Origin of the sequence: Saccharothrix sp. ALI-22-I (genome assembly GCF_001984175.1) — a bacterium.
Lineage (GTDB): Bacteria > Actinomycetota > Actinomycetes > Mycobacteriales > Pseudonocardiaceae > Actinosynnema.
The window spans coordinates 143287-159998 of sequence record NZ_MTQP01000067.1 but is presented as its reverse complement, the minus strand read 5'-3'; the positions used below and the strand labels follow the sequence as shown (position 1 = coordinate 159998).

The window sequence follows — 16712 nt, the reverse complement described above, 5'->3', positions numbered from 1 at the left end:
TCACCGGCCCACGGGCAGGTGTCGGGCACGGCGTTGCACCAGCACCACGCTCACCACGATCGGCACGGTGAGCAGCACCGCGCCGAGCATCCCGACGCGCAGCCCGACCGTCTCGGCGACCAGGCCCATCAACGGCGGGTAGAGCACCGAACCGGAGACGCCCGCCGCCGACAGGGCGCCGCTCATCCGGTTCACCCGGTCCGGGAACAGGCCGCCGCCGAGCGCCATGATCATCGGGTAGACCGGGCCGTAGCAGACGCCGACCAGGCCGAACAGCACGATCCGCTCGACCTGCCCGGTCACGGCGAGCGCCGTCAGGAGCAACACGCCGGAGGCGATCACGCAGAGGTAGGTGAAGGTGTAGTAGCTCATCCGCTCGACGAACCAGTCCGCGCCGAGCCTGCCGATCGCCAACCCCGCCCAGAACACCGACAGCACGAGCGTCGCCTCGGCCACCGTGCCGGTGTCGAGCAGCCGCACCACCCAGTTCGACACCGAGAGTTCCGCCGCCACGTACAGGTTGATGCCGACGGCCAGACCCGCGAACGGGATCAGGCTGCCCGCGATGCGCAGCCCACGCGCGTCCCGGTGCGTGGAGGCCCCGCGGTCACCGCCCTTGCCCGAGGGCATCGACCCGGTGAGCATCACGGCGGCGACCGCCGCACCGGCCACCGCCGTGCCGATGAGGACCGGGCGCCAACCGACGTCCACGAGGGAGAGACCGCCCACGACGAGCGGGCCGACGAACGCGCCCAGTGCCAGGTACAGGTGCAGCCGGTTCATCGCCCGCCCGCGCTCGTCGCGGTGCAGGTCCAGGAAGAGGCCGTTGATACCGCCTTCCAGGATGCCGGTGGCCCAGTAGCTCGGCGCGGCGGCGACCACGAGCAGCGTCCAGTCCTGGCAGGCCACCATCAGCGCGAGGCTCACCGGGTAGGCGATCAGGGCGGAACCGAGCACGATCGGCCGGCCGAACCGGTCCACCAGGTAGCCGCTGGTGACCGCGCCGAGCGTGTAGAGGAGGGCTCCGACCAGCAGCAGGAGCCCGAAGTCCGCGTCGCCGCGCCCGAAATCGGTCAACAGCGACCGCACCAGCGAAGGCAGCAGGACCAGGTTCCAGCCCATCAGGAAGAAAACCGCGTACACCGCCACCTTGAGCCTGCTCCGGCGTGGCGTCGCGCTCTCCACCGTCGTGTCCTCCACCGACTCCCCCTTCATCCGTTCCCCCGAACCCGGCCGACCAGACCGGCCAGGTCCGCGTGCAAGGCCGCGTCCGCCGCCGCCGGCACGGAAGTGCTGGTGTGGTCGACCTCGCCACCCGTCAACGTGGTGGCCCGCCGCCGGCCTCACGGACGGCCAACGAGCCCGCCGCGTAGTCCCACGGCCCGCCGTCGATCTCCACGAAGGCCGACAGACCACCGGACGCCACCGACGCCAGGCCGCCCGCCACCAGCCGCCGCCCGTCCGACCACGCGCCGCCACCGCGTTCCGCGACGACCGTGGTGCCCGCGAGCGGGTCGTGGGACCCGCCGACGATCACCTCACCGAGCACCACGAGTGCCATCGTCACACCCCACGGGCGCATCCGCGCACGTAATTCCCGTGCCGTCCAGCGGGCCGCCGGCGAGACGCTGCCCTCCTGCAGGTCCAGCAGCCGGCCCCGCCTCGCGCAGCACCTCGTCGACGAACTCGGTCACCCCCATGTGCGGCTCTCGGCGGACCGGACCAGGTCGTCGCGGTCGCGGCGGTCGAAGAACTCCGCCAGGATCACGTTGTCCTCGTAGCCCAGTTCGTGCGCGGCGATCTCCGCCCTGGTGAACCACTTCAGCCGCTGCCCCTCGGTGAGCACCACCTGGTCGAGGTCCAGGTCCACCTCGGTCCAGAACGTGTGCTCGACGCCGTACGAGCGCTGCGCCGAGACCAGCGGGCGCACCGCCTCGGGGGCGAGCACCACGCCCATCTCCTCCTCGATCTCCCGCCTGATGCACTCGTGCGGTTGTTCGCCCGCTTCGAGGTAGCCGCCCGGCAGGCACCACGTGTTCGGGAACCTGATGGCGGGTTTGTCGTCCCGGAGGTACAGCAGCACCTGCTCCGCGGAGTTGACCATCACGATGTTCGTACCCTCGTCCATGCGTGTCCCCACTAGGCGGTTTCGGTGTAGGCGGGTGCGACCTTGCGCACCGCGCGGACGACGTCCGGTCGTGTTCGGGGCTCACAGCCGGTCGAGGATGAACTGCCGCAGCCCGTCCAGGTCGGTGTCCAGCGCGATGTCGAGCGTCTTGGGGTTGCTGACCTCCAGTCGTTGGTCGACCAGCAACGCGCCCCGGTTGGGGCCGTAGGAGCAGTCCACGTCCACCGGGAAGCCGGTGGCCCGCAGGATGCCGGGCCGGACCGCCTCGGCCACCGCGACCGCGTCGTGCATCGCCATGCCGTCCCACCCGAGGAACCGGCGGTAGGTGGCCAGGTAGTCGGGGGTGAGCCCGACCAGCGTGGCGTTGACCTCGGATTTGCCCGCCAGGGCCTGCAGCCACTCGGCGCTGACCGCACACCGGCGGGTCAGGTCCATCGTGACCAGGGTGGTCGGCACGTCCTCCTCGACCAGCACGCGCCGGGCGGCTTCCGGGTCGCTCCACAGGTTGAACTCGGCGGTGGCCGTGACGTTGCCGCCGTTCACACCGCCGCCCATGACCACGAGCCGACCGATCTTGGGCTTGAGGTAGGGGTGTGCGGCGAGCAGCAACGCGATGTTGGTGAGCGGGCCGATGGGGACGATGGTGACGGGCCGGTCGGCCTGTTCCAGGAGTTCCCGCATCAGGGTCACGGCGTCACGCAGATCCGGGCCGCGAGTCGCTTCGGGCAACGTGTGGGCGAAACCGGAGAGGCCGTCCGAGCCGTGCGCGCTCGACAGGTGCGGGTGGGGGTGGATCAACGGCCGGGACGCGCCAACGCCGACCGGCACGTCCTCGCGACCCAGCAGCGCCAGCAACCGCAGGGCGTTGCGCGTGGTGTCCTCCAGCGAGACGTTGCCGAAGACCGTGGTCACCCCGATCAACTCCACCTCGGGGCTGGCCACGGCGAGCGCAAGGGCGAAGGCGTCGTCCACGCCGGGGTCGGTGTCGATGATGAGAGGGGTCGTCACCTGCACCACTGTGACATGGCCGCCGTCTGCGGAGCAGCGGCCATGTCACAGTTAGAGTGCCCGCGTGACGAGCATGTGGGGTTCCCCGGTGTGGACCAGGTGGCGCAGGTCGCGTCGGGACCCGGCACAGGCGCGGTTTCTCACGGTGGCCTCGCTGCGCTGGGTGTTGCGGCACCGGGCGTACACGCCGTGGTACCTGGTGCGGTATTGGCGGTTGCTGCGGTTCCGGATGGCGAATCCGCACGTGGTGTTGCGCGGGATGGTGTTCCTGGGCAAGAACGTCGACCTGCACTGCCGTCCCGGCTACGGGCGGCTGGAGATCGGTCGGTGGGTGCACATCGGCGACGGCAACGCCATCCGCTGTCACGAGGGGTCGTTGCGGATCGGCGACAAGGCCGTGTTCGGCAAGGACAACACGGTGAACTGCTACCTGGACGTGGAGATCGGCGCGGCCACGCTGATCGCCGACTGGGTCTACATCTGCGATTTCGACCACGTGACGGCCGATATCACCCAGCCGATCAAGGACCAGGGCATCGTGAAGTCGCCGGTGCGCATCGGACCGGACTGCTGGCTGGGCACGAAGGTCACCGTCACCCGAGGCACGCGGATCGGGCGCGGGTGCGTGATCGGCGCGCACGCCGTGGTGCGGGGTGACGTGCCGGACTTCAAGATCGCCGTGGGCATCCCGGCACGGGTCGTCAAGGACCGCCGCGAGGACTACGAGGCGGACGCCGTGCGCCGTGCCGCCGTCGCCGACATGGCCCGCAAGGCACGGGAAGCCCTGGAGCGGTCGCAGAACGGCTCTTGAGCCCTCAGACGGGTTGCAGCTCCTCGCCCGCCTTCTTGTCGTACACCTCCTGCGCGGCACGGATGTCGTCGATGTGCGACTCGGCCCACGTCCGGATCGCGTCCATCAGACCGCCCACGTTGTCGCCCAACGGCGTGAGGCTGTACTCGACCCGTGGCGGGACGCTCGGGTAGACGGCGCGGTGCACGAGGCCCGCTCGTTCCAGGTCCCGCAGGGTCTGGGTGAGCATCTTCTGGGTGATGCCGTCGAGGCGGCGGCGGAGTTCGCCGAAGCGCAACGTGCCCGGCCGCAGCGCGCCCACGACCAGGCACACCCACTTGTTGGTGAGCAGGTCGAGAACCGCTCGTGACGCGCAGCCACGGAGGAAGGCGTCCGCGCCGCCGTGAGCGCGCAGGTCCGGAACGGTATACATAAGGTACCTAGATACCATCTAGGTGCCTTCTTCACAACAGGTACCACTCACCGTGATCCTTTGACCATGACGAACGAGATGCGAGCGGTGATGGTCGAAGCCTTCGGCGAGCCGGAGGTCATGCGGGTGGTGGACGTCGCGCGACCGGAGCCCGCGTCGGACGAGATCCTGGTCGAGGTGCGCGCCGCCGGCGTGAACCCGGCCGACTGGAAGGTCCGGCGGAACGGCTACTGGCTGACCGCGCCGTGGGTGCCGGGCTGGGACGTGTCCGGCGTGGTGGTGTCGGTGCCGGCCGGGGAGAACCGGTTCGCGGTCGGCGACGAGGTGTTCGGCATGCCCCACTTCCCGCGCCCGGCCGGCGCGTACGCCGAGTACGTGGCCGCGCCCGCCCGGCACTTCGCCCGCAAGCCGGCCACTGTCGATCACGTCCACGCGGCCGCCCTGCCGATGGCCGCGCTCACCGCGTGGCAGACCCTCACCGAGGCCGCCCACATCAAGCCGGGTGACCGCGTGCTCATCCACGCCGCCGCCGGTGGCGTCGGGCACCTCGCCGTGCAGATCGCGAAGACGCTCGGGGCGTGGGTGATCGGCACGGCGAGTGCGGGCAAGCACGACCTGTTGCGGGAGCTGGGCGCCGACGAGTTGGTGGACTACAGGACGGCCGACTTCGGTGACCTGAGGGAGGTCGACGTGGTGGTCGACCTGATCGGCGGTGACGACTACGAGAGCCGTTCGATGCGGGTCCTCAAGCCCGGTGGGCTGTACATCGGTATGACCAACCCCGGTGCGCTCCCCGACCTCCAGGCCGCTGCCGAGAAGCTGGGCGTCCGCGCCGCCACGGTGTTCGTCGCCCCGGACCACGCCGTTCTGGAGCGCGTGGCCGAGCTGGTGGAGCGCGGCGAGGTGAAGGTCCTCATCGCCGAGACGTTCCCGCTGGAGGACGTCGTCAAGGCGCACGAGCTGGGCGAGGCCAACCGCACCACCGGCAAGATCGTGCTCACCGTCTGAGGCCGCGGACCACCAGGTCCACGGTGGCGACGAGGAAGTCGTCGCTGACCGGCCGGTCGGTCACCAGCAGGTGGAAGTAGGGCGGCCCGAGCACCGCCTCGATCACGTGCTCCGGGTCGACTGGGTCGATCTCGCCGCGTTCGACGGCACGTCGGACCACTTCCGCGTCCACGGCCAGGCGTTCGGTCCAGCACATCCGGGTGATGGCGCCCACCGCCTCCTCGTGGGGGACAGCGCGACGGCCACTCGCACCATGGCCTGCACTTCCACCGTGGTCAGGTTGCGGATCGCGTCCCGGACCAAGGCCAGCAGGTCGCCACGCAGCTCCCCAGTGTCCGGGATGGGGACCTCGGTGGTCGCTCGGGTGCGGATGGCGTCGAGCAACAGGGCCTCCCGGGTACCCCACCGGCGGTAGAGGGTCGTGCCCGAACTGCCGTCGTAACCGGTGGGCCGACCGGCTCCACTTCTACCGCCTCAAGAGCTGATTCGACTACTGCGGCTTCCTCAGAGGAACACGTTGCCAGTAGGGATTTTGGGGCGGCCCAAGGGCTGGTGGTCGCGGATGGTGGCGGCTTCGTAGACGGCCGCGGTGTCGGTGGCGATCTTCGACCAGTCGAAGTCGGTTGCCAGGCGGGACTTCGCGGCACGGGCTCGGTGGACCGCCGAAGGGCGATCGTCCAAAACGGACCGGACGGCGGCCGCCAGGGCGTCCACATCGCCCGGCGTGAACGACAAGCCGGTCACGCCGTCCAGGACGACCTCGCCCAAGCCGCCTGCGGTGGACGCCACCAGAGGGGTGCCCGCAGCGGCGGCCTCCAGGGCCACGATGCCGAACGGTTCGTACTTGCTCGGCAGCACGACGGCGTCCGCCGCGGCCAGCGCGGCCGCGAGTGAACGATCGGACAGGTGGCCGACGAAGTCCACCGCCCGCCGCACTTTGTGCTTGCGCGCCTGATCCACCAGCCAATCCCGGTGGGTGCCGGTTCCGGCCACGACCAACCGGGTGCCCGGCCACGCGCGCCGGATTCGGGGCAGGGCGGCGATCAGGTCCTGCACGCCCTTCTCCCACTCCAACCGCCCGAAGAACAGCAGCAGCGGCGCACCGTCAGGGCTGTGCGCCGCACGGGCGTCGGCCACGTCGGACGAACGGACCCGCCACCGGCGTGGCTCGATGCCGTTGTGCAGCACCGTGACGGACGACGGCTCCACCTCGAACAGGTGCGCCACCTCGGTCCGCATCGCCGAAGAGCACGTGATCAGCGCGTCCGCCCGGTTCGCCAGCCACCACTCGACCGAGTGCACCTGCTGGTTCAACGTCTGCGACAGCCATCCGCTGTGCCTGCCCGCCTCGGTCGCGTGCACCGTCGCCACCAACGGCACACCGCACGCTTCGGCCAACGCGATCGCGGGATGCGTGACCAGCCAGTCGTGCGCGTGCACGACATCCGGCCGCCAGTCGCGCATCAACGCCAACCCAGCCCGCGTCATCGCATGGCCCATGGCCAACGTCCACGCCACCAAATCACGCTCGAACACCAGGTGCGCGGGGTCCTCGGCGACCCGGATCAGCCGCACCCCGTCGATGACGAGATCCGACGTCGGGTCCGTCACCGCGTCCGTGCCCGCCGGCTGACGGCACAGCACGACCACGTCGTGCCCCTGCGCGGCCAGGTGCCCGGCCAGCGCGTGCACGTGCCGACCCAACCCGCCCACGACGACCGGCGGGTACTCCCAGGACAACATCAGCACGCGCATGGGCCATCCTCGCATCTCCGCGCCCCGGCACCGGGAATGACCAAGGGGAACAGGGGACCGACCGGGGTGGCGGAGCCACTCGACCGGCGCGGCGGTTCCGAATTCGGCGGAAGCATCAACCGGCCAGCCCCCGCGCGTCGAGGTGGCCGAACGGTCCGTCGACCCGGCGCAGTTCGGCCGCCCGGTCACGCCCGCGTCCGTTGCGGCGCAGGGCGACGAGTTCGGCGAACCGGTCCGCGTGCACCTTGGCCCGGTAACGGGCGTAGTCGGCGGCCGAGTCCTTGGTGACCATGAACGCCCAGTCGCTGGACAACGCCAGCAGCGCCTCCCGCACGGCCTGGTCCGCGACCGGGTCGCGCACCACGCCGGACAGGTCCAGCGCCAGCAGGTCGCGCTGGACCTCGGCATTGCTGTGCACGATGTCGCTGACCTGCGGCCCGTTCCACACGTGCCAGCCCTTGCCCGCGCCCCACGACGACGGCGGCACCTCCACCGGCGCGCCCACGTGCCCGGCCTCGACCGCGCCGCGCAGCGTCGTCACCCGCACCCCGGCCGACGGCAGCAGCCGCAGCACCGCCTCCAGCCACGCCGGGCCCTCGTGCCACCAGTGCCCGTACAGCTCGGTGTCGTACGCGGCGACGACCAGCGACGGCCGGCCGTGCTGCTCCTTCAACGCCCGCAGCCGCCGCACCACCGTGTCCACGAAGTCCGCCGCGTGCCGTTGGACCGCCTCGGCGGCCAGGGAAGGCTCGTACGGCCGCTTGTCCGACGGCTCCACGTTCTTCCCGGTCACCCGGGACGGCTTGAGCCCGCTGGGGTGGTCGTAGGTGTGGAAGTCCCGGTACGCCGCGTCGCCGGGGTAGCCGACCTTGGGCGACCACACCCGGTACGACACCTCCAGGTCACGCCCGAAGCACAGCACGTCCGACGTGCCGACGGGCCGGCCGGCGGCCGTGTCGCCGTGCAGCGAGGGACCGTCCACCAGGAACCGCCGTACACCGGCCCGCGCGTAGTCGTGCTCCATGCCCGGCGCGTAGGCGCACTCCGGCGCCCAGATGCCGTCGGGCGCCGACCCGATCCGGAGCGCGGTGTCCGCCAACCCCGTGCGCAACGAGAACGCCCGCAGCCGGGGGTCGAGCAGCGGCTGGAACGGGTGCGCGGCCGGTCCGCCCAGCAGTTCGATCACCCGTGAGTCCACCAAGGACCGCAGCAACGGCGAGAAGCCGTGCCGCCACCGCGTCTCGAAGCGCTCCAACGCCCACGCCGACGCACGGTGCTCACGCGCGGCCAGGTCCGGCAGCCGGGACGACGCGCTGTGCGCGCGCAGCTGCCAGTTGCCCAGCCAGTCGTGCACGCCGCGCAGGCTGTACGGGTCGTCCAGCTGCGCGGCCAGGATCGGCGTCACGCCCAGCGTCAGCACGTCCTCGCGGCCCTCGGCGGCCAACCGCTCCAGCAGGTCGATCACCGGCAGGTACGAGTGCGCCCACGCCTGGTACAGCCACTCCTCGCCGACCGGCCAGGCGCCGTGGTGCGCCAGCCACGGCAGGTGGCTGTGCAGGACCAGGCAGAACGTCCCCTCGTCGGGTGTTGTCACTCGCGCACCGCCACGGCGACGAGGTCGAGGCTCGCGTCCAGGTCGTCGGTGGTGATCTCGAAGTCCGCACTGCGCACCGACGCCACCGCGCCGAGCAGGTCGTCGGGCCACTCACCGCCGTCCACCACCACGGCCACCTGTGCTTCGATGACCGACCCGCCGAACCGCTCGTCCAGCTTGCGCAACCCCGGACCGTGCCGCAGACCGGCCAGCAGTTCGACCCGCAGACCCGCGCCGACCAGCAGTTCGGCCAGCTCGGCGGGTGCCAGCTCACGGGTGTGGAACGGGTTGAGCGGGGTGTCGCGGCCGGGGGAGAAGGTGATCCGGTTCGGCGTGGTGATCAGCAGCCGCCCACCGGGCCGCAGCACCCGCGCGCACTCGGCCAGGAAGCCCTCCTGGTCCCACAGGTGCTCGATGACCTGGAGGTTCGCCACCACGTCCACGCTCGCGTCGCGCAACGGCAGCGAGGCCAGGTTGCCGCGCAGCACCGCCAGCTCCGGGTACGCCCGGCCGGCGTGCGCGGCGGTCAGCTCGTCGTAGTCCAGCGCGACGACCCGCGCGGCGTGCCCGGCGATCAGCGCGGCGCCGTAGCCCTCGCCGCAGCCGGCCTCCAGCACCACCGCGCCGACGCAGTGCCGGACGAGGTCCAGGTACGCCGCCTCGTGGCGCCTGAACCAGTAGTTCTCCTCGGCGATGCCGGGGACGGTGCGCTCACCGGTGAGGGGCAGCGGCTCGACGGTCACCCGACCAGCCTAGTTCCCCGTTACTCACGGGTAGCCATCGCCCGTCCGCTGCGGATTCACTGTTTCGTGTGAATGCATCAATACCCGATGGTCCGAGTTTATTGCCGGCTGCATTCTTCAAGGCTCGCGCTAACCGGAAAAATAACACTATCGGGTGACCTGCGCCAATCTTTCGTTGATCTTGCATGATGGTGTTCTCGCTGCAAGGTGAGCGTGTGGCGATCACGCGTGCGGGTGGTCATGAGTGGTCGAGTGGCGGTTGAGTGCCATACGCTCGGTACCCTCGGCCAATCTTCAAACGAGTGGGGCCGCCATGGGTGCGAAAGAGCCGGAGATTGTTCCGTTGCACGCGGGTTTCGATGTCGTCTACCGAGGTTTCCACCGCAAGCAGGTGATCGAGCACCTCGAGAACCTGGAAGAACAGCTCAAGTACACGACCGTCGACCGCGCCGAGGCGTTGGCCCAGGCGGCCGACCTCCGCAAGCTGCTGGAGATGACCAGGCGCGACCTCGATGAGGCCAGAGCCCGGATCGAGCGGATGGAGATGTCGCCCAGCACGACCTCCGGTGCCAGCGAGCGGCTGCACCGGATGTTGATGCTGGCCGAGGACGAGTCGAACGAACTGCGACTGCGCGCCGAGCGGGACGTCAAGGCGCTGCGCGAGCGCACCGAGGCGGAGTTGGCCGACCGTCGGCGGGAGGTCGAGGAGGAGCTGACCGCCAAACGCGCCAAGGCCGACGCGTACGCGCGCGAGCAGCGTGAGGCCGCCAACCGCCGGGCCGCCGAGCTGGACCAGCGCGAGGTGGACCTGGAACGCCGCCGGACCGAGGTCGAAGCGCACCTCAAGGCCCGCACCGAGCAGGTCGACGCCGAGTGCGCGGCCGCCCTCGCGCGGGCGCAGGAGGACGCGGACCGGCTGCTGCGTGAGACCGCCGAGGAGTGCAACCGGCTGGAGTCGGAGTCCGACGCCAAGCGCGCCAAGGCGCAGAACTTCTTCGAGCTGACCATGACCAGGCGGCACAACGAGGCCACGCAGCACTTCGCCGAGCAGGAGGAGCTGGCCAAGGCGCGGGCCTCGTTCCTGATCAAACTGGCCGCGCGTGAGGCGCAGCGGCGCATCGGCGAGATCCAGCAGCAGGCCGACGACCTGCGCGAACTGCGTCGGACGGTGGCCACTGAGCTCACCGCGGCACGGATCGCGCTGGAGGCGGCGGCGGACCGGGTGCCGAGCCTGATCCCGGAGCAGCCCAGCGCGGAGCAGACGGAGCAGACCAGTACCGACGACGAGAGGGTCGGTGCTTGATGGCGGTCCGGCCGGGACTGCCCGTCCTGCCGCTGGTGGTGGGGCTCGTGGTCGTGCCGGCCGCGATCACCGCGTCGGGCTTCGTGGTCTACGGCGACGAGATCGCGGGCGCGATGCCGTTCTCGTCCTCGGCCGCGCCTGCGCCGCCCAGCCCCGTGATCACGCGCCCGACGAAGCTGCCGGTGCGGCCGACGGTCAAACCGGTCGAGGCCACGCCGGCTCCGCCGGCACCGGAGTTGGTGCGGGAGTTCCTGATCGGGCGCGGCGTGTCGGCCGAGGCCATCAGCACCAGGGGCGTGGTCGACCCGGTCTGGGGCCCGCCGTCCGACGGCGGCCCGCAAGTCGACGTGCTCGTCGGGTAGGGGTGCGGTGATGTCTGGCGCGGTCGCGTTCGTGTTCGGGTTATGTGCTTTGTCGTTCGCCGCCGGCTGCGCGCTGACGGCCGTCATGCTCAGCCGCGAGCGGACACCGGAACCCGCGCCCGAGCCGGTGGTCGATGTGCGCCTGCCGACGCTCGACCTGGTGTGGCCGCCGGAGGACTACACGACCAAGCCGATCCACCGGAACCCGGTGATGGGCATCCCCGCCGCACTGCCCGCGCCCTCGCGGCCGGCGCTGGCCCTGGTACCGGACCCGGAGCCCGAGGTACCCGTGCGGCAGGACGAAGTGCGCCGGATGCACGTGGTGCGGGACACACCTGAACCCGAGCGTGCCCTGGCGGCGCTGCCGATCCAGCCCCAGGCCAAGCCCGACTCCCTGCCCAAGCCCACAGCCCTGCCCGAGCCTGCGACCGGAACCGCGCCTGTGGTCGGAACCGGACTGGCGGCCCTGCCCGAGTCTGCGGCCGGAGCCGAATTTCCGGCCTACGCCGAGCTTGCGGCTGGGGCCGAGGCGCCGGCACTCGTCACGGACCAGCCCGCGCCGGCCGTGCACCGGTCGGTGCACGTGCCGGACGCGGGCGAGTTCCGCAGGCGGTACCTGCGCACGTTCGAAGCAGCCCGCCGCAAGTCGTAGCTCTAGGAACCGTCGGCTCTGGGAACCGCTGCCCTAGCGCTTGCGGAACTTGCGCAGCAGCTGCTGTGCCTTCGCCTTGTTGCGCGGATCGCGCGCAGCGTGCTTGACCTGCTCGGTGACCCGGCGGCCCTGCGGACTGCGGGCGAACGCGGCGATCTTGCTGAACAGAGAAGCCATGTCCACCTCCTTCCCTGTCCGACCAACGCCCAAACCCCGCACGGAGTTCCTAGACGGGCGAAACGGTCACGCCGAGCGCGCCCGGGCCGACGTGCGCGCCGATCGCCGAACTGACCTGGGTGACCAGGAACCGCCGCACGTTGGGCAGCTTCGCGCGCAGCTGTTCGAGCACGTTCCCGGCGCGTTCGGCCGCGTCGAAGTGCTCGACCGCGATGTCCACCGCCTCCCGGCCCGCGCGCTTGACCGCGATGTCGATCAGCTTGCGCACCGCGCGTTCCGCGCCGAGCGCCTTGTCCAACGGCGTGATCCGCCCGTCGGTCACGGTCAGCAGCGGCTTCATCGACAGCGCCGAGCCGAGCATCGCGGCGGCCTTGCCGATCCGCCCGCCGCGCTGCAAGTACTCCAGCGTGTCCACGTAGATCAGCTCGGTGCTGTGCCGGATGATGTGCTGCGCGGCGGACAGCACGCGGTTCGCGTCACCGCCCGCCTGGGCCACGGTGGCGGCGGCCACCACCGCGTACCCGAGGCTCATGCCGCACGTCTGGGTGTCCACGACGTGCACCGGCACCTGCACCTGCGAGGCGGCCTGCCGGGCCGCCTCCACGGTCTGCGACAGACCGGTCGACACGTGCAGCGAGACGATCGCGTCCGCGCCGGAGGCCACCGCGTCGGCGTACGCCCAGAAGAACGCGCCGGCGTCCGGCGGCGAGGTGACGACGTCGACCCGTGCGCGCAGGGCGTCCACGAGCTTCGGCACGGGCACCCGGACCTCGTCGTCCACCCAGTCCCCGATGCGAACCTGGATCTGGGCCACCACCACGCCGAGCTTCTCGGTCAACTGCGGCGGCAGGGACGCGGTGGAGTCCGTGACAATCGCTACTCGCCGGGGCATGCGATCGAACTTAGCCCAATAGGGGGACCGTCTGTAACGCCCCGGTCACGGATGTCCGCCGTTTCCGGAATCGCCTTGACACCCCAGTGAGCATCATCACGCGCCCAGGGTGCTTGCTGTCGTTTGCACCCCTGCTACTGGCGGGTAACATTCGAGTGGCCGACACCACCATGCCAACGCGGCGATGACATGGCAGGGTCACGAACAATCTGGCGACCACAGGCAGTCACCGTCGCCGACCCCGTCGCCGCCCGTCCGCAGGAGGTCGAAGAGGACCTATGAACATTGTCGTCCTGGTCAAGCAGGTGCCCGACACCTGGTCCGAGCGCAAGCTCGCCGACGCCGACCACACCCTCGACCGCGAGTCCGCGGACGCTGTGCTCGACGAGATCAACGAGCGCGCCGTGGAAGAGGCGCTGCTGCTCCAGGAGGCGCACGGCGGCGAGGTGACCGTCGTCGCGATGGGTCCCGATCGCGCGACCGACGCGATCCGCAAGGCGCTCTCCATGGGTGCGAACAAGGCCGTCCACGTCTCCGACCCGGCGCTGCACGGTTCCGACGTGCTCACCACCGCCAAGGTGCTGGCCAAGGCCATCGGCACGGTCGAGGGCTTCGACCTGGTCATCGCGGGCAACGAGGCCACCGACGGCCGGGCGGGCGCTGTTCCGGCGATCCTGGCCGAGCTGCTGGGCCTGCCGCAGGTGACGCAGGTCCGCAAGGTGACCGTCGAGGGCTCCACCATCAAGGCCGAGCGGGAGACCGACGAGGGCGTCGCGCACCTCGAAGCGACCCTGCCCGCGGTGGTCAGCGTGACCGAGAAGATCAACGAGCCGCGGTACCCGTCGTTCAAGGGCATCATGGCGGCCAAGAAGAAGCCGGTCAGCACGCTCACCGTGGCCGACCTCGGGCTGGACGCGGGCGAGGTCGGTCTGACCGCCGCGTGGACGCAGGTGCTGGAGGCGGCCCCGAAGCCGCCGCGCAGCGCGGGCCAGCGTGTCGAGGACTCGGGTGACGGCGGTTCGAAGATCGCCGAGTACCTGGTCGGCCAGAAGCTCATTTGAAGGCGAGGAATCGAATGTCTGAGGTCCTGGTCCTCGTCGACCACGTCGACGGCGAGGTCAAGAAGGTCACCTACGAGCTTCTATCCGCCGCGCGCGGTCTCGGCGAGCCGGCCGCGGTGGTGGTCGGATCGCCCGGCACGGCGGGCAAGGTGAGGGAATCGCTGGGCCGCTACGGCGCGGTGAAGGTGTACGCGGTGGAGTCCGAGGACGCCGCCAACTACCTGGTCACGCCGAAGGTGGACGCGCTCGCCGCGGTCGCGGGCACCGCGTCGCCGGCCGCCGTGCTGGTGGCCGCGACGCTGGAGGGCAAGGAGGTCGCCGGTCGGCTGGCCGTGCGCCTCGGCTCCGGTCTGCTCTACGACGCCGTCGACCTCGACGGTGAGGGCGTCGCCACGCAGTCCATCTTCGGTGGCGCGTACGTGGTGAAGTCCAAGGTCACCAACGGTGTACCGGTCATCGCGATCCGCCCCGGCGGCGTGGAGGCCTCCGAGTCCCCGGCCGACGCGGTGGAGCAGGTCGTCGAACTGCCCGCCGCCAACCCGGCGCTGGTCACCAAGGTGACCGGACGTGAGCCGATCGTCGGCGGCGACCGCCCGGAGCTGACCGAGGCGTCGGTCGTCGTGTCCGGTGGTCGTGGCGTGGGCAGCGCGGAGAGCTTCGAGGTCGTCGAGAAGCTGGCCGACAGCCTCGGCGCGGCGGTGGGCGCGTCCCGTGCCGCGGTGGACTCCGGCTACTACCCGCACCAGTTCCAGGTCGGCCAGACCGGCAAGACGGTCTCGCCGCAGCTGTACATCGCGTTGGGCATCTCCGGCGCCATCCAGCACCGGGCGGGCATGCAGACGTCCAAGACCATCGTCGCGGTCAACAAGGACCCGGAGGCGCCGATCTTCGAGATCGCCGACTTCGGTGTGGTGGGCGACTTGTTCGCGGTCGCGCCGCAGTTGACCGAAGAGGTCGGCAAGCGCAAGGGCTGACCTGAGGGTTCGTCCGAAAGATGCTCATGAGGGCCGTTCCGCGGAGGCGGGGCGGCCCTCGTGGCGTTCGCGACCTCACCGGGGCTTAACCGACCTGCCACTGAGGCGTCATCGGAACAACCTGCTCCCGGTCGCCAACCGGTCGGTAGACCAGAGCCATGACGCAGCCGCAACTGCTGGCCAGCACCGGTGACGCCGCTTCCGACGCGCCGCGCTACTCCCTGTTGGTCGCGCGTGACAGCGACGAGGTCGTGGCCGCCCAGCGGCTGCGCTACCAGGTGTTCGCCTCCGAGATGGGCGCCGTGCTGCACACCTCCGTGCCGGAGCACGACGTCGACTACTTCGACCGGTTCTGCGACCACCTGGTGGTGCGGGACGACCGGACCGGCGACATCGTCGGCACCTACCGGATGCTGCCGCCGGAAGGGGCCGCCGACGCCGGGCGGCTGTACTCCGACGGCGAGTTCGACCTGTCCGCGCTGGACGCCCTGCGGCCCTCCCTGGTGGAGACCGGGCGGTCGTGCGTGCACCCGGACCACCGCAACGGCGCCGTGGTGTCGCTGGTGTGGGCCGGTATCGCCCGGTACATGCTGCTGTCCGGGCACTCGTGGCTGATCGGCTGCGCCTCCGTGCCGCTGCACGACGGCGGGTCGTTCGCGGCGGGCGTGTGGGACGCCGTGCGGACCAAGCACCACGCCCCCGACGAGTACCGGGTGACGCCGTTGACGCCGTGGGACGTGGCGTCGGTGCAGCGGCCGGAGAAGACCGTGCTGCCGCCGTTGCTGAAGGGCTACCTGCGGCTGGGCGCGTGGGTGTGCGGGCCGCCCGCGTTGGACGCCGACTTCGGCGTGGCCGACCTGCCGGTGCTGCTGGGCATGGACCGGGTGGACCAGCGGTACCTGAAGTTCTTCCTCGGGGAGACGGCATGAACGGCAAGCACGCGTGGATGCCCGTCTCGCCCTGCGGTGACGGGTGTGTCGACCACTCGACGGCCTCCGTCGGGCCGGTGCGGGCGGCGTGGCGACTGCTCGCGGCGGCGACGGTGATGTTGTCCGGGGCGCTCGTGGTCCTCGCCGTCTTCTGCGTTCGCGGACCGGCCCGCGCGGTGCTGCTCCGGCAGTGGTTCCGGGTTCTGCTGCGGGCGTTCGGCGTGCGGCTGCGGGTGATCGGGCCGGTGTTCCAGGACAACCCGGGTCGCGGTGTGCTGGTGGTGTCCAACCACGTGTCGTGGCTGGACGAACTCGCGATCGACGCGGTGCAGCCGATCCGGCTGGTGGCCAAGCGGGACATCCGGGACTGGCCGGTGCTCGGCCGGCTGATCACCGCCGCGCGCACGGTGTACCTGGACCGGGAGCGGCTGTCGCTGCTGCCGGCGACCGTGGCCGAGTTGGCCGTGGCGCTGCGGGACGGCGCGGCGGTCGGCATCCACGCCGAGGGGACGACGTGGTGCGGCGTGGCCTCCGGGCGTTACCGGCCCGCGCTGTTCCAGGCGGCGCTGGACGCCGGTGTGCCCGTGCGGCCCGTGGTGCTGCGGTACCTCCAGGACTCGACGCCGTCCACGCGGCCCGCGTTCATCGGGTCCGACACGCTGGTCGACTCGATGCGGCGGGTGCTGCGGGCGCGCGGGCTCGTGGTCGAGGTGCACGTGCTGGACGAGGTCGCGCCCGGCCGCGCGTCGAGCCGCCGGGAACTCGCGGCGCTCGTGCAGCAGGAGGCCGAGCGGGTCGCCGGAGGAGGGAGCACAGCCGGTGCGGTCGAGGTGCCCGCGCAGCGGGTGCACGCTGCCGGAACGGCCACTCGGGTGGCCTGAGCCGGACTGGGTCAAATGGCCT

The 16712-nt window shown here is 71.0% G+C and carries 20 protein-coding genes; 9 read left to right on the top strand and 11 right to left on the bottom strand.

Going from position 1 to position 16712, the window contains the following annotated elements:
* The 4 genes from ALI22I_RS33065 to ALI22I_RS33050 form a co-directional block, all read right to left on the bottom strand.
* The gene (locus tag ALI22I_RS33065; RefSeq protein WP_077009497.1) at positions 1-1215 is read right to left on the bottom strand and encodes an MFS transporter; all 1215 of its coding nucleotides are present in this window, start codon (positions 1213-1215) and stop codon (positions 1-3) included.
* Between the two features lie 103 nt (positions 1216-1318).
* Positions 1319-1561 (bottom strand): inositol monophosphatase family protein, encoded by a 243-nt coding sequence (locus tag ALI22I_RS33060; protein ID WP_202971129.1) that lies wholly within the window; start codon positions 1559-1561, stop codon positions 1319-1321.
* Between the two features lie 129 nt (positions 1562-1690).
* The gene (locus ALI22I_RS33055) at positions 1691-2128 is read right to left on the bottom strand and encodes an NUDIX domain-containing protein (protein WP_077009495.1); all 438 of its coding nucleotides are present in this window, start codon (positions 2126-2128) and stop codon (positions 1691-1693) included.
* A gap of 81 nt (positions 2129-2209) precedes the next feature.
* Positions 2210-3136, bottom strand: a complete 927-nt coding sequence (locus tag ALI22I_RS33050; protein WP_077010100.1) for a nucleoside hydrolase — start codon at positions 3134-3136, stop codon at positions 2210-2212.
* A gap of 64 nt (positions 3137-3200) precedes the next feature.
* Here ALI22I_RS33050 and ALI22I_RS33045 point away from each other — a divergent pair, with 64 nt between their 5' ends.
* The gene (locus ALI22I_RS33045) at positions 3201-3947 is read left to right on the top strand and encodes an acyltransferase (protein ID WP_077009494.1); all 747 of its coding nucleotides are present in this window, start codon (positions 3201-3203) and stop codon (positions 3945-3947) included.
* Positions 3948-3951: 4 nt separating this feature from the next.
* On the opposite strand, the gene ALI22I_RS33040 is transcribed toward ALI22I_RS33045, so the two are convergent.
* Positions 3952-4359 (bottom strand): winged helix-turn-helix transcriptional regulator, encoded by a 408-nt coding sequence (locus ALI22I_RS33040; protein ID WP_077009493.1) that lies wholly within the window; start codon positions 4357-4359, stop codon positions 3952-3954.
* A 66-nt stretch (positions 4360-4425) separates the two neighbouring features.
* Between ALI22I_RS33040 and ALI22I_RS33035 the strand changes: the two genes are divergently transcribed.
* On the top strand, positions 4426-5367 hold the full coding sequence (locus tag ALI22I_RS33035; RefSeq protein WP_083752206.1) for an NADP-dependent oxidoreductase: 942 nt from the start codon (positions 4426-4428) through the stop codon (positions 5365-5367).
* Here ALI22I_RS33035 and ALI22I_RS54855 read toward each other — a convergent pair.
* The 4 genes from ALI22I_RS54855 to ALI22I_RS33015 all read right to left on the bottom strand — a co-directional run bounded on the left by ALI22I_RS54855 (position 5357) and on the right by ALI22I_RS33015 (position 9459).
* A complete protein-coding gene (locus ALI22I_RS54855; protein ID WP_274523023.1) occupies positions 5357-5773 on the bottom strand; it encodes a TetR-like C-terminal domain-containing protein in 417 nt (138 codons plus the stop codon). The genes ALI22I_RS33035 and ALI22I_RS54855 overlap by 11 nt on opposite strands.
* Positions 5774-5871: 98 nt before the next feature.
* Positions 5872-7122, bottom strand: a complete 1251-nt coding sequence (locus tag ALI22I_RS33025; RefSeq protein ID WP_077009490.1) for a glycosyltransferase family 4 protein — start codon at positions 7120-7122, stop codon at positions 5872-5874.
* A 115-nt stretch (positions 7123-7237) separates the two neighbouring features.
* Positions 7238-8716, bottom strand: a complete 1479-nt coding sequence (locus ALI22I_RS33020; protein WP_077009489.1) for a 1,4-alpha-glucan branching protein domain-containing protein — start codon at positions 8714-8716, stop codon at positions 7238-7240.
* Complete coding sequence (locus ALI22I_RS33015; RefSeq protein WP_077009488.1) at positions 8713-9459, bottom strand: class I SAM-dependent methyltransferase; 747 nt, start codon at positions 9457-9459, stop codon at positions 8713-8715. Before ALI22I_RS33015 ends, ALI22I_RS33020 begins: the two co-directional genes overlap by 4 nt.
* A 313-nt stretch (positions 9460-9772) precedes the next feature.
* Here ALI22I_RS33015 and ALI22I_RS33010 point away from each other — a divergent pair, with 313 nt between their 5' ends.
* The 3 genes from ALI22I_RS33010 to ALI22I_RS33000 are packed head-to-tail and all read left to right on the top strand — an operon-like array spanning position 9773 to position 11776.
* The gene (locus tag ALI22I_RS33010) at positions 9773-10762 is read left to right on the top strand and encodes a hypothetical protein (RefSeq protein ID WP_077009487.1); all 990 of its coding nucleotides are present in this window, start codon (positions 9773-9775) and stop codon (positions 10760-10762) included.
* Complete coding sequence (locus ALI22I_RS33005) at positions 10762-11124, top strand: hypothetical protein (protein ID WP_077009486.1); 363 nt, start codon at positions 10762-10764, stop codon at positions 11122-11124. Before ALI22I_RS33010 ends, ALI22I_RS33005 begins: the two co-directional genes overlap by 1 nt.
* Positions 11125-11134: 10 nt before the next feature.
* The gene (locus ALI22I_RS33000; protein WP_143532563.1) at positions 11135-11776 is read left to right on the top strand and encodes a hypothetical protein; all 642 of its coding nucleotides are present in this window, start codon (positions 11135-11137) and stop codon (positions 11774-11776) included.
* A gap of 33 nt (positions 11777-11809) precedes the next feature.
* Here the strand turns inward: ALI22I_RS33000 and ALI22I_RS51415 are convergent, their stop codons facing one another.
* Both ALI22I_RS51415 and ALI22I_RS32995 read right to left on the bottom strand, forming a co-directional pair.
* The gene (locus tag ALI22I_RS51415) at positions 11810-11953 is read right to left on the bottom strand and encodes a hypothetical protein (protein ID WP_179118444.1); all 144 of its coding nucleotides are present in this window, start codon (positions 11951-11953) and stop codon (positions 11810-11812) included.
* Between the two features lie 49 nt (positions 11954-12002).
* Positions 12003-12845 carry a DegV family protein gene (locus ALI22I_RS32995; protein ID WP_077009484.1) on the bottom strand — a complete coding sequence of 281 codons (843 nt, stop codon included), beginning with the start codon at positions 12843-12845 and terminating at the stop codon, positions 12003-12005.
* A 278-nt stretch (positions 12846-13123) separates the two neighbouring features.
* On the opposite strand from ALI22I_RS32995, the gene ALI22I_RS32990 reads away from it, so the two are divergent.
* The 4 genes from ALI22I_RS32990 (at position 13124) to ALI22I_RS32975 (ending at position 16690) form a co-directional block, all read left to right on the top strand.
* Positions 13124-13906 (top strand): electron transfer flavoprotein subunit beta/FixA family protein, encoded by a 783-nt coding sequence (locus tag ALI22I_RS32990; protein ID WP_077009483.1) that lies wholly within the window; start codon positions 13124-13126, stop codon positions 13904-13906.
* 14 nt (positions 13907-13920) lie between these two features.
* Positions 13921-14880, top strand: coding sequence for an electron transfer flavoprotein subunit alpha/FixB family protein (locus tag ALI22I_RS32985; protein WP_077009482.1), 960 nt, complete (start codon positions 13921-13923; stop codon positions 14878-14880).
* Positions 14881-15038: 158 nt separating this feature from the next.
* The gene (locus ALI22I_RS32980) at positions 15039-15809 is read left to right on the top strand and encodes a GNAT family N-acetyltransferase (protein WP_077009481.1); all 771 of its coding nucleotides are present in this window, start codon (positions 15039-15041) and stop codon (positions 15807-15809) included.
* Positions 15806-16690 carry a lysophospholipid acyltransferase family protein gene (locus ALI22I_RS32975; protein WP_077009480.1) on the top strand — a complete coding sequence of 295 codons (885 nt, stop codon included), beginning with the start codon at positions 15806-15808 and terminating at the stop codon, positions 16688-16690. The genes ALI22I_RS32980 and ALI22I_RS32975 overlap by 4 nt, the downstream gene beginning before the upstream one ends.
* Positions 16691-16712: the final 22 nt, after the last annotated feature.

Bases quoted from the DNA above. Each gene is read 5' to 3' on its own strand.
- ALI22I_RS33010 (WP_077009487.1), top strand. From the start codon at position 9,773: ATGGGTGCGAAAGAGCCGGAGATTGTTCCGTTGCACGCGGGTTTCGAT.
- ALI22I_RS33005 (WP_077009486.1), top strand. From the start codon at position 10,762: ATGGCGGTCCGGCCGGGACTGCCCGTCCTGCCGCTGGTGGTGGGGCTC.
- ALI22I_RS32985 (WP_077009482.1), top strand. From the start codon at position 13,921: ATGTCTGAGGTCCTGGTCCTCGTCGACCACGTCGACGGCGAGGTCAAG.
- ALI22I_RS33060 (WP_202971129.1), bottom strand. From the start codon at position 1,561: ATGGCACTCGTGGTGCTCGGTGAGGTGATCGTCGGCGGGTCCCACGAC.
- ALI22I_RS32975 (WP_077009480.1), top strand. From the start codon at position 15,806: ATGAACGGCAAGCACGCGTGGATGCCCGTCTCGCCCTGCGGTGACGGG.
- ALI22I_RS33065 (WP_077009497.1), bottom strand. From the start codon at position 1,215: ATGAAGGGGGAGTCGGTGGAGGACACGACGGTGGAGAGCGCGACGCCA.
- ALI22I_RS33055 (WP_077009495.1), bottom strand. From the start codon at position 2,128: ATGGACGAGGGTACGAACATCGTGATGGTCAACTCCGCGGAGCAGGTG.
- ALI22I_RS32995 (WP_077009484.1), bottom strand. From the start codon at position 12,845: ATGCCCCGGCGAGTAGCGATTGTCACGGACTCCACCGCGTCCCTGCCG.
- ALI22I_RS33025 (WP_077009490.1), bottom strand. From the start codon at position 7,122: ATGCGCGTGCTGATGTTGTCCTGGGAGTACCCGCCGGTCGTCGTGGGC.
- ALI22I_RS32980 (WP_077009481.1), top strand. From the start codon at position 15,039: ATGACGCAGCCGCAACTGCTGGCCAGCACCGGTGACGCCGCTTCCGAC.
- ALI22I_RS33035 (WP_083752206.1), top strand. From the start codon at position 4,426: ATGACGAACGAGATGCGAGCGGTGATGGTCGAAGCCTTCGGCGAGCCG.
- ALI22I_RS51415 (WP_179118444.1), bottom strand. From the start codon at position 11,953: ATGGCTTCTCTGTTCAGCAAGATCGCCGCGTTCGCCCGCAGTCCGCAG.
- ALI22I_RS33000 (WP_143532563.1), top strand. From the start codon at position 11,135: ATGTCTGGCGCGGTCGCGTTCGTGTTCGGGTTATGTGCTTTGTCGTTC.
- ALI22I_RS33040 (WP_077009493.1), bottom strand. From the start codon at position 4,359: ATGTATACCGTTCCGGACCTGCGCGCTCACGGCGGCGCGGACGCCTTC.
- ALI22I_RS32990 (WP_077009483.1), top strand. From the start codon at position 13,124: ATGAACATTGTCGTCCTGGTCAAGCAGGTGCCCGACACCTGGTCCGAG.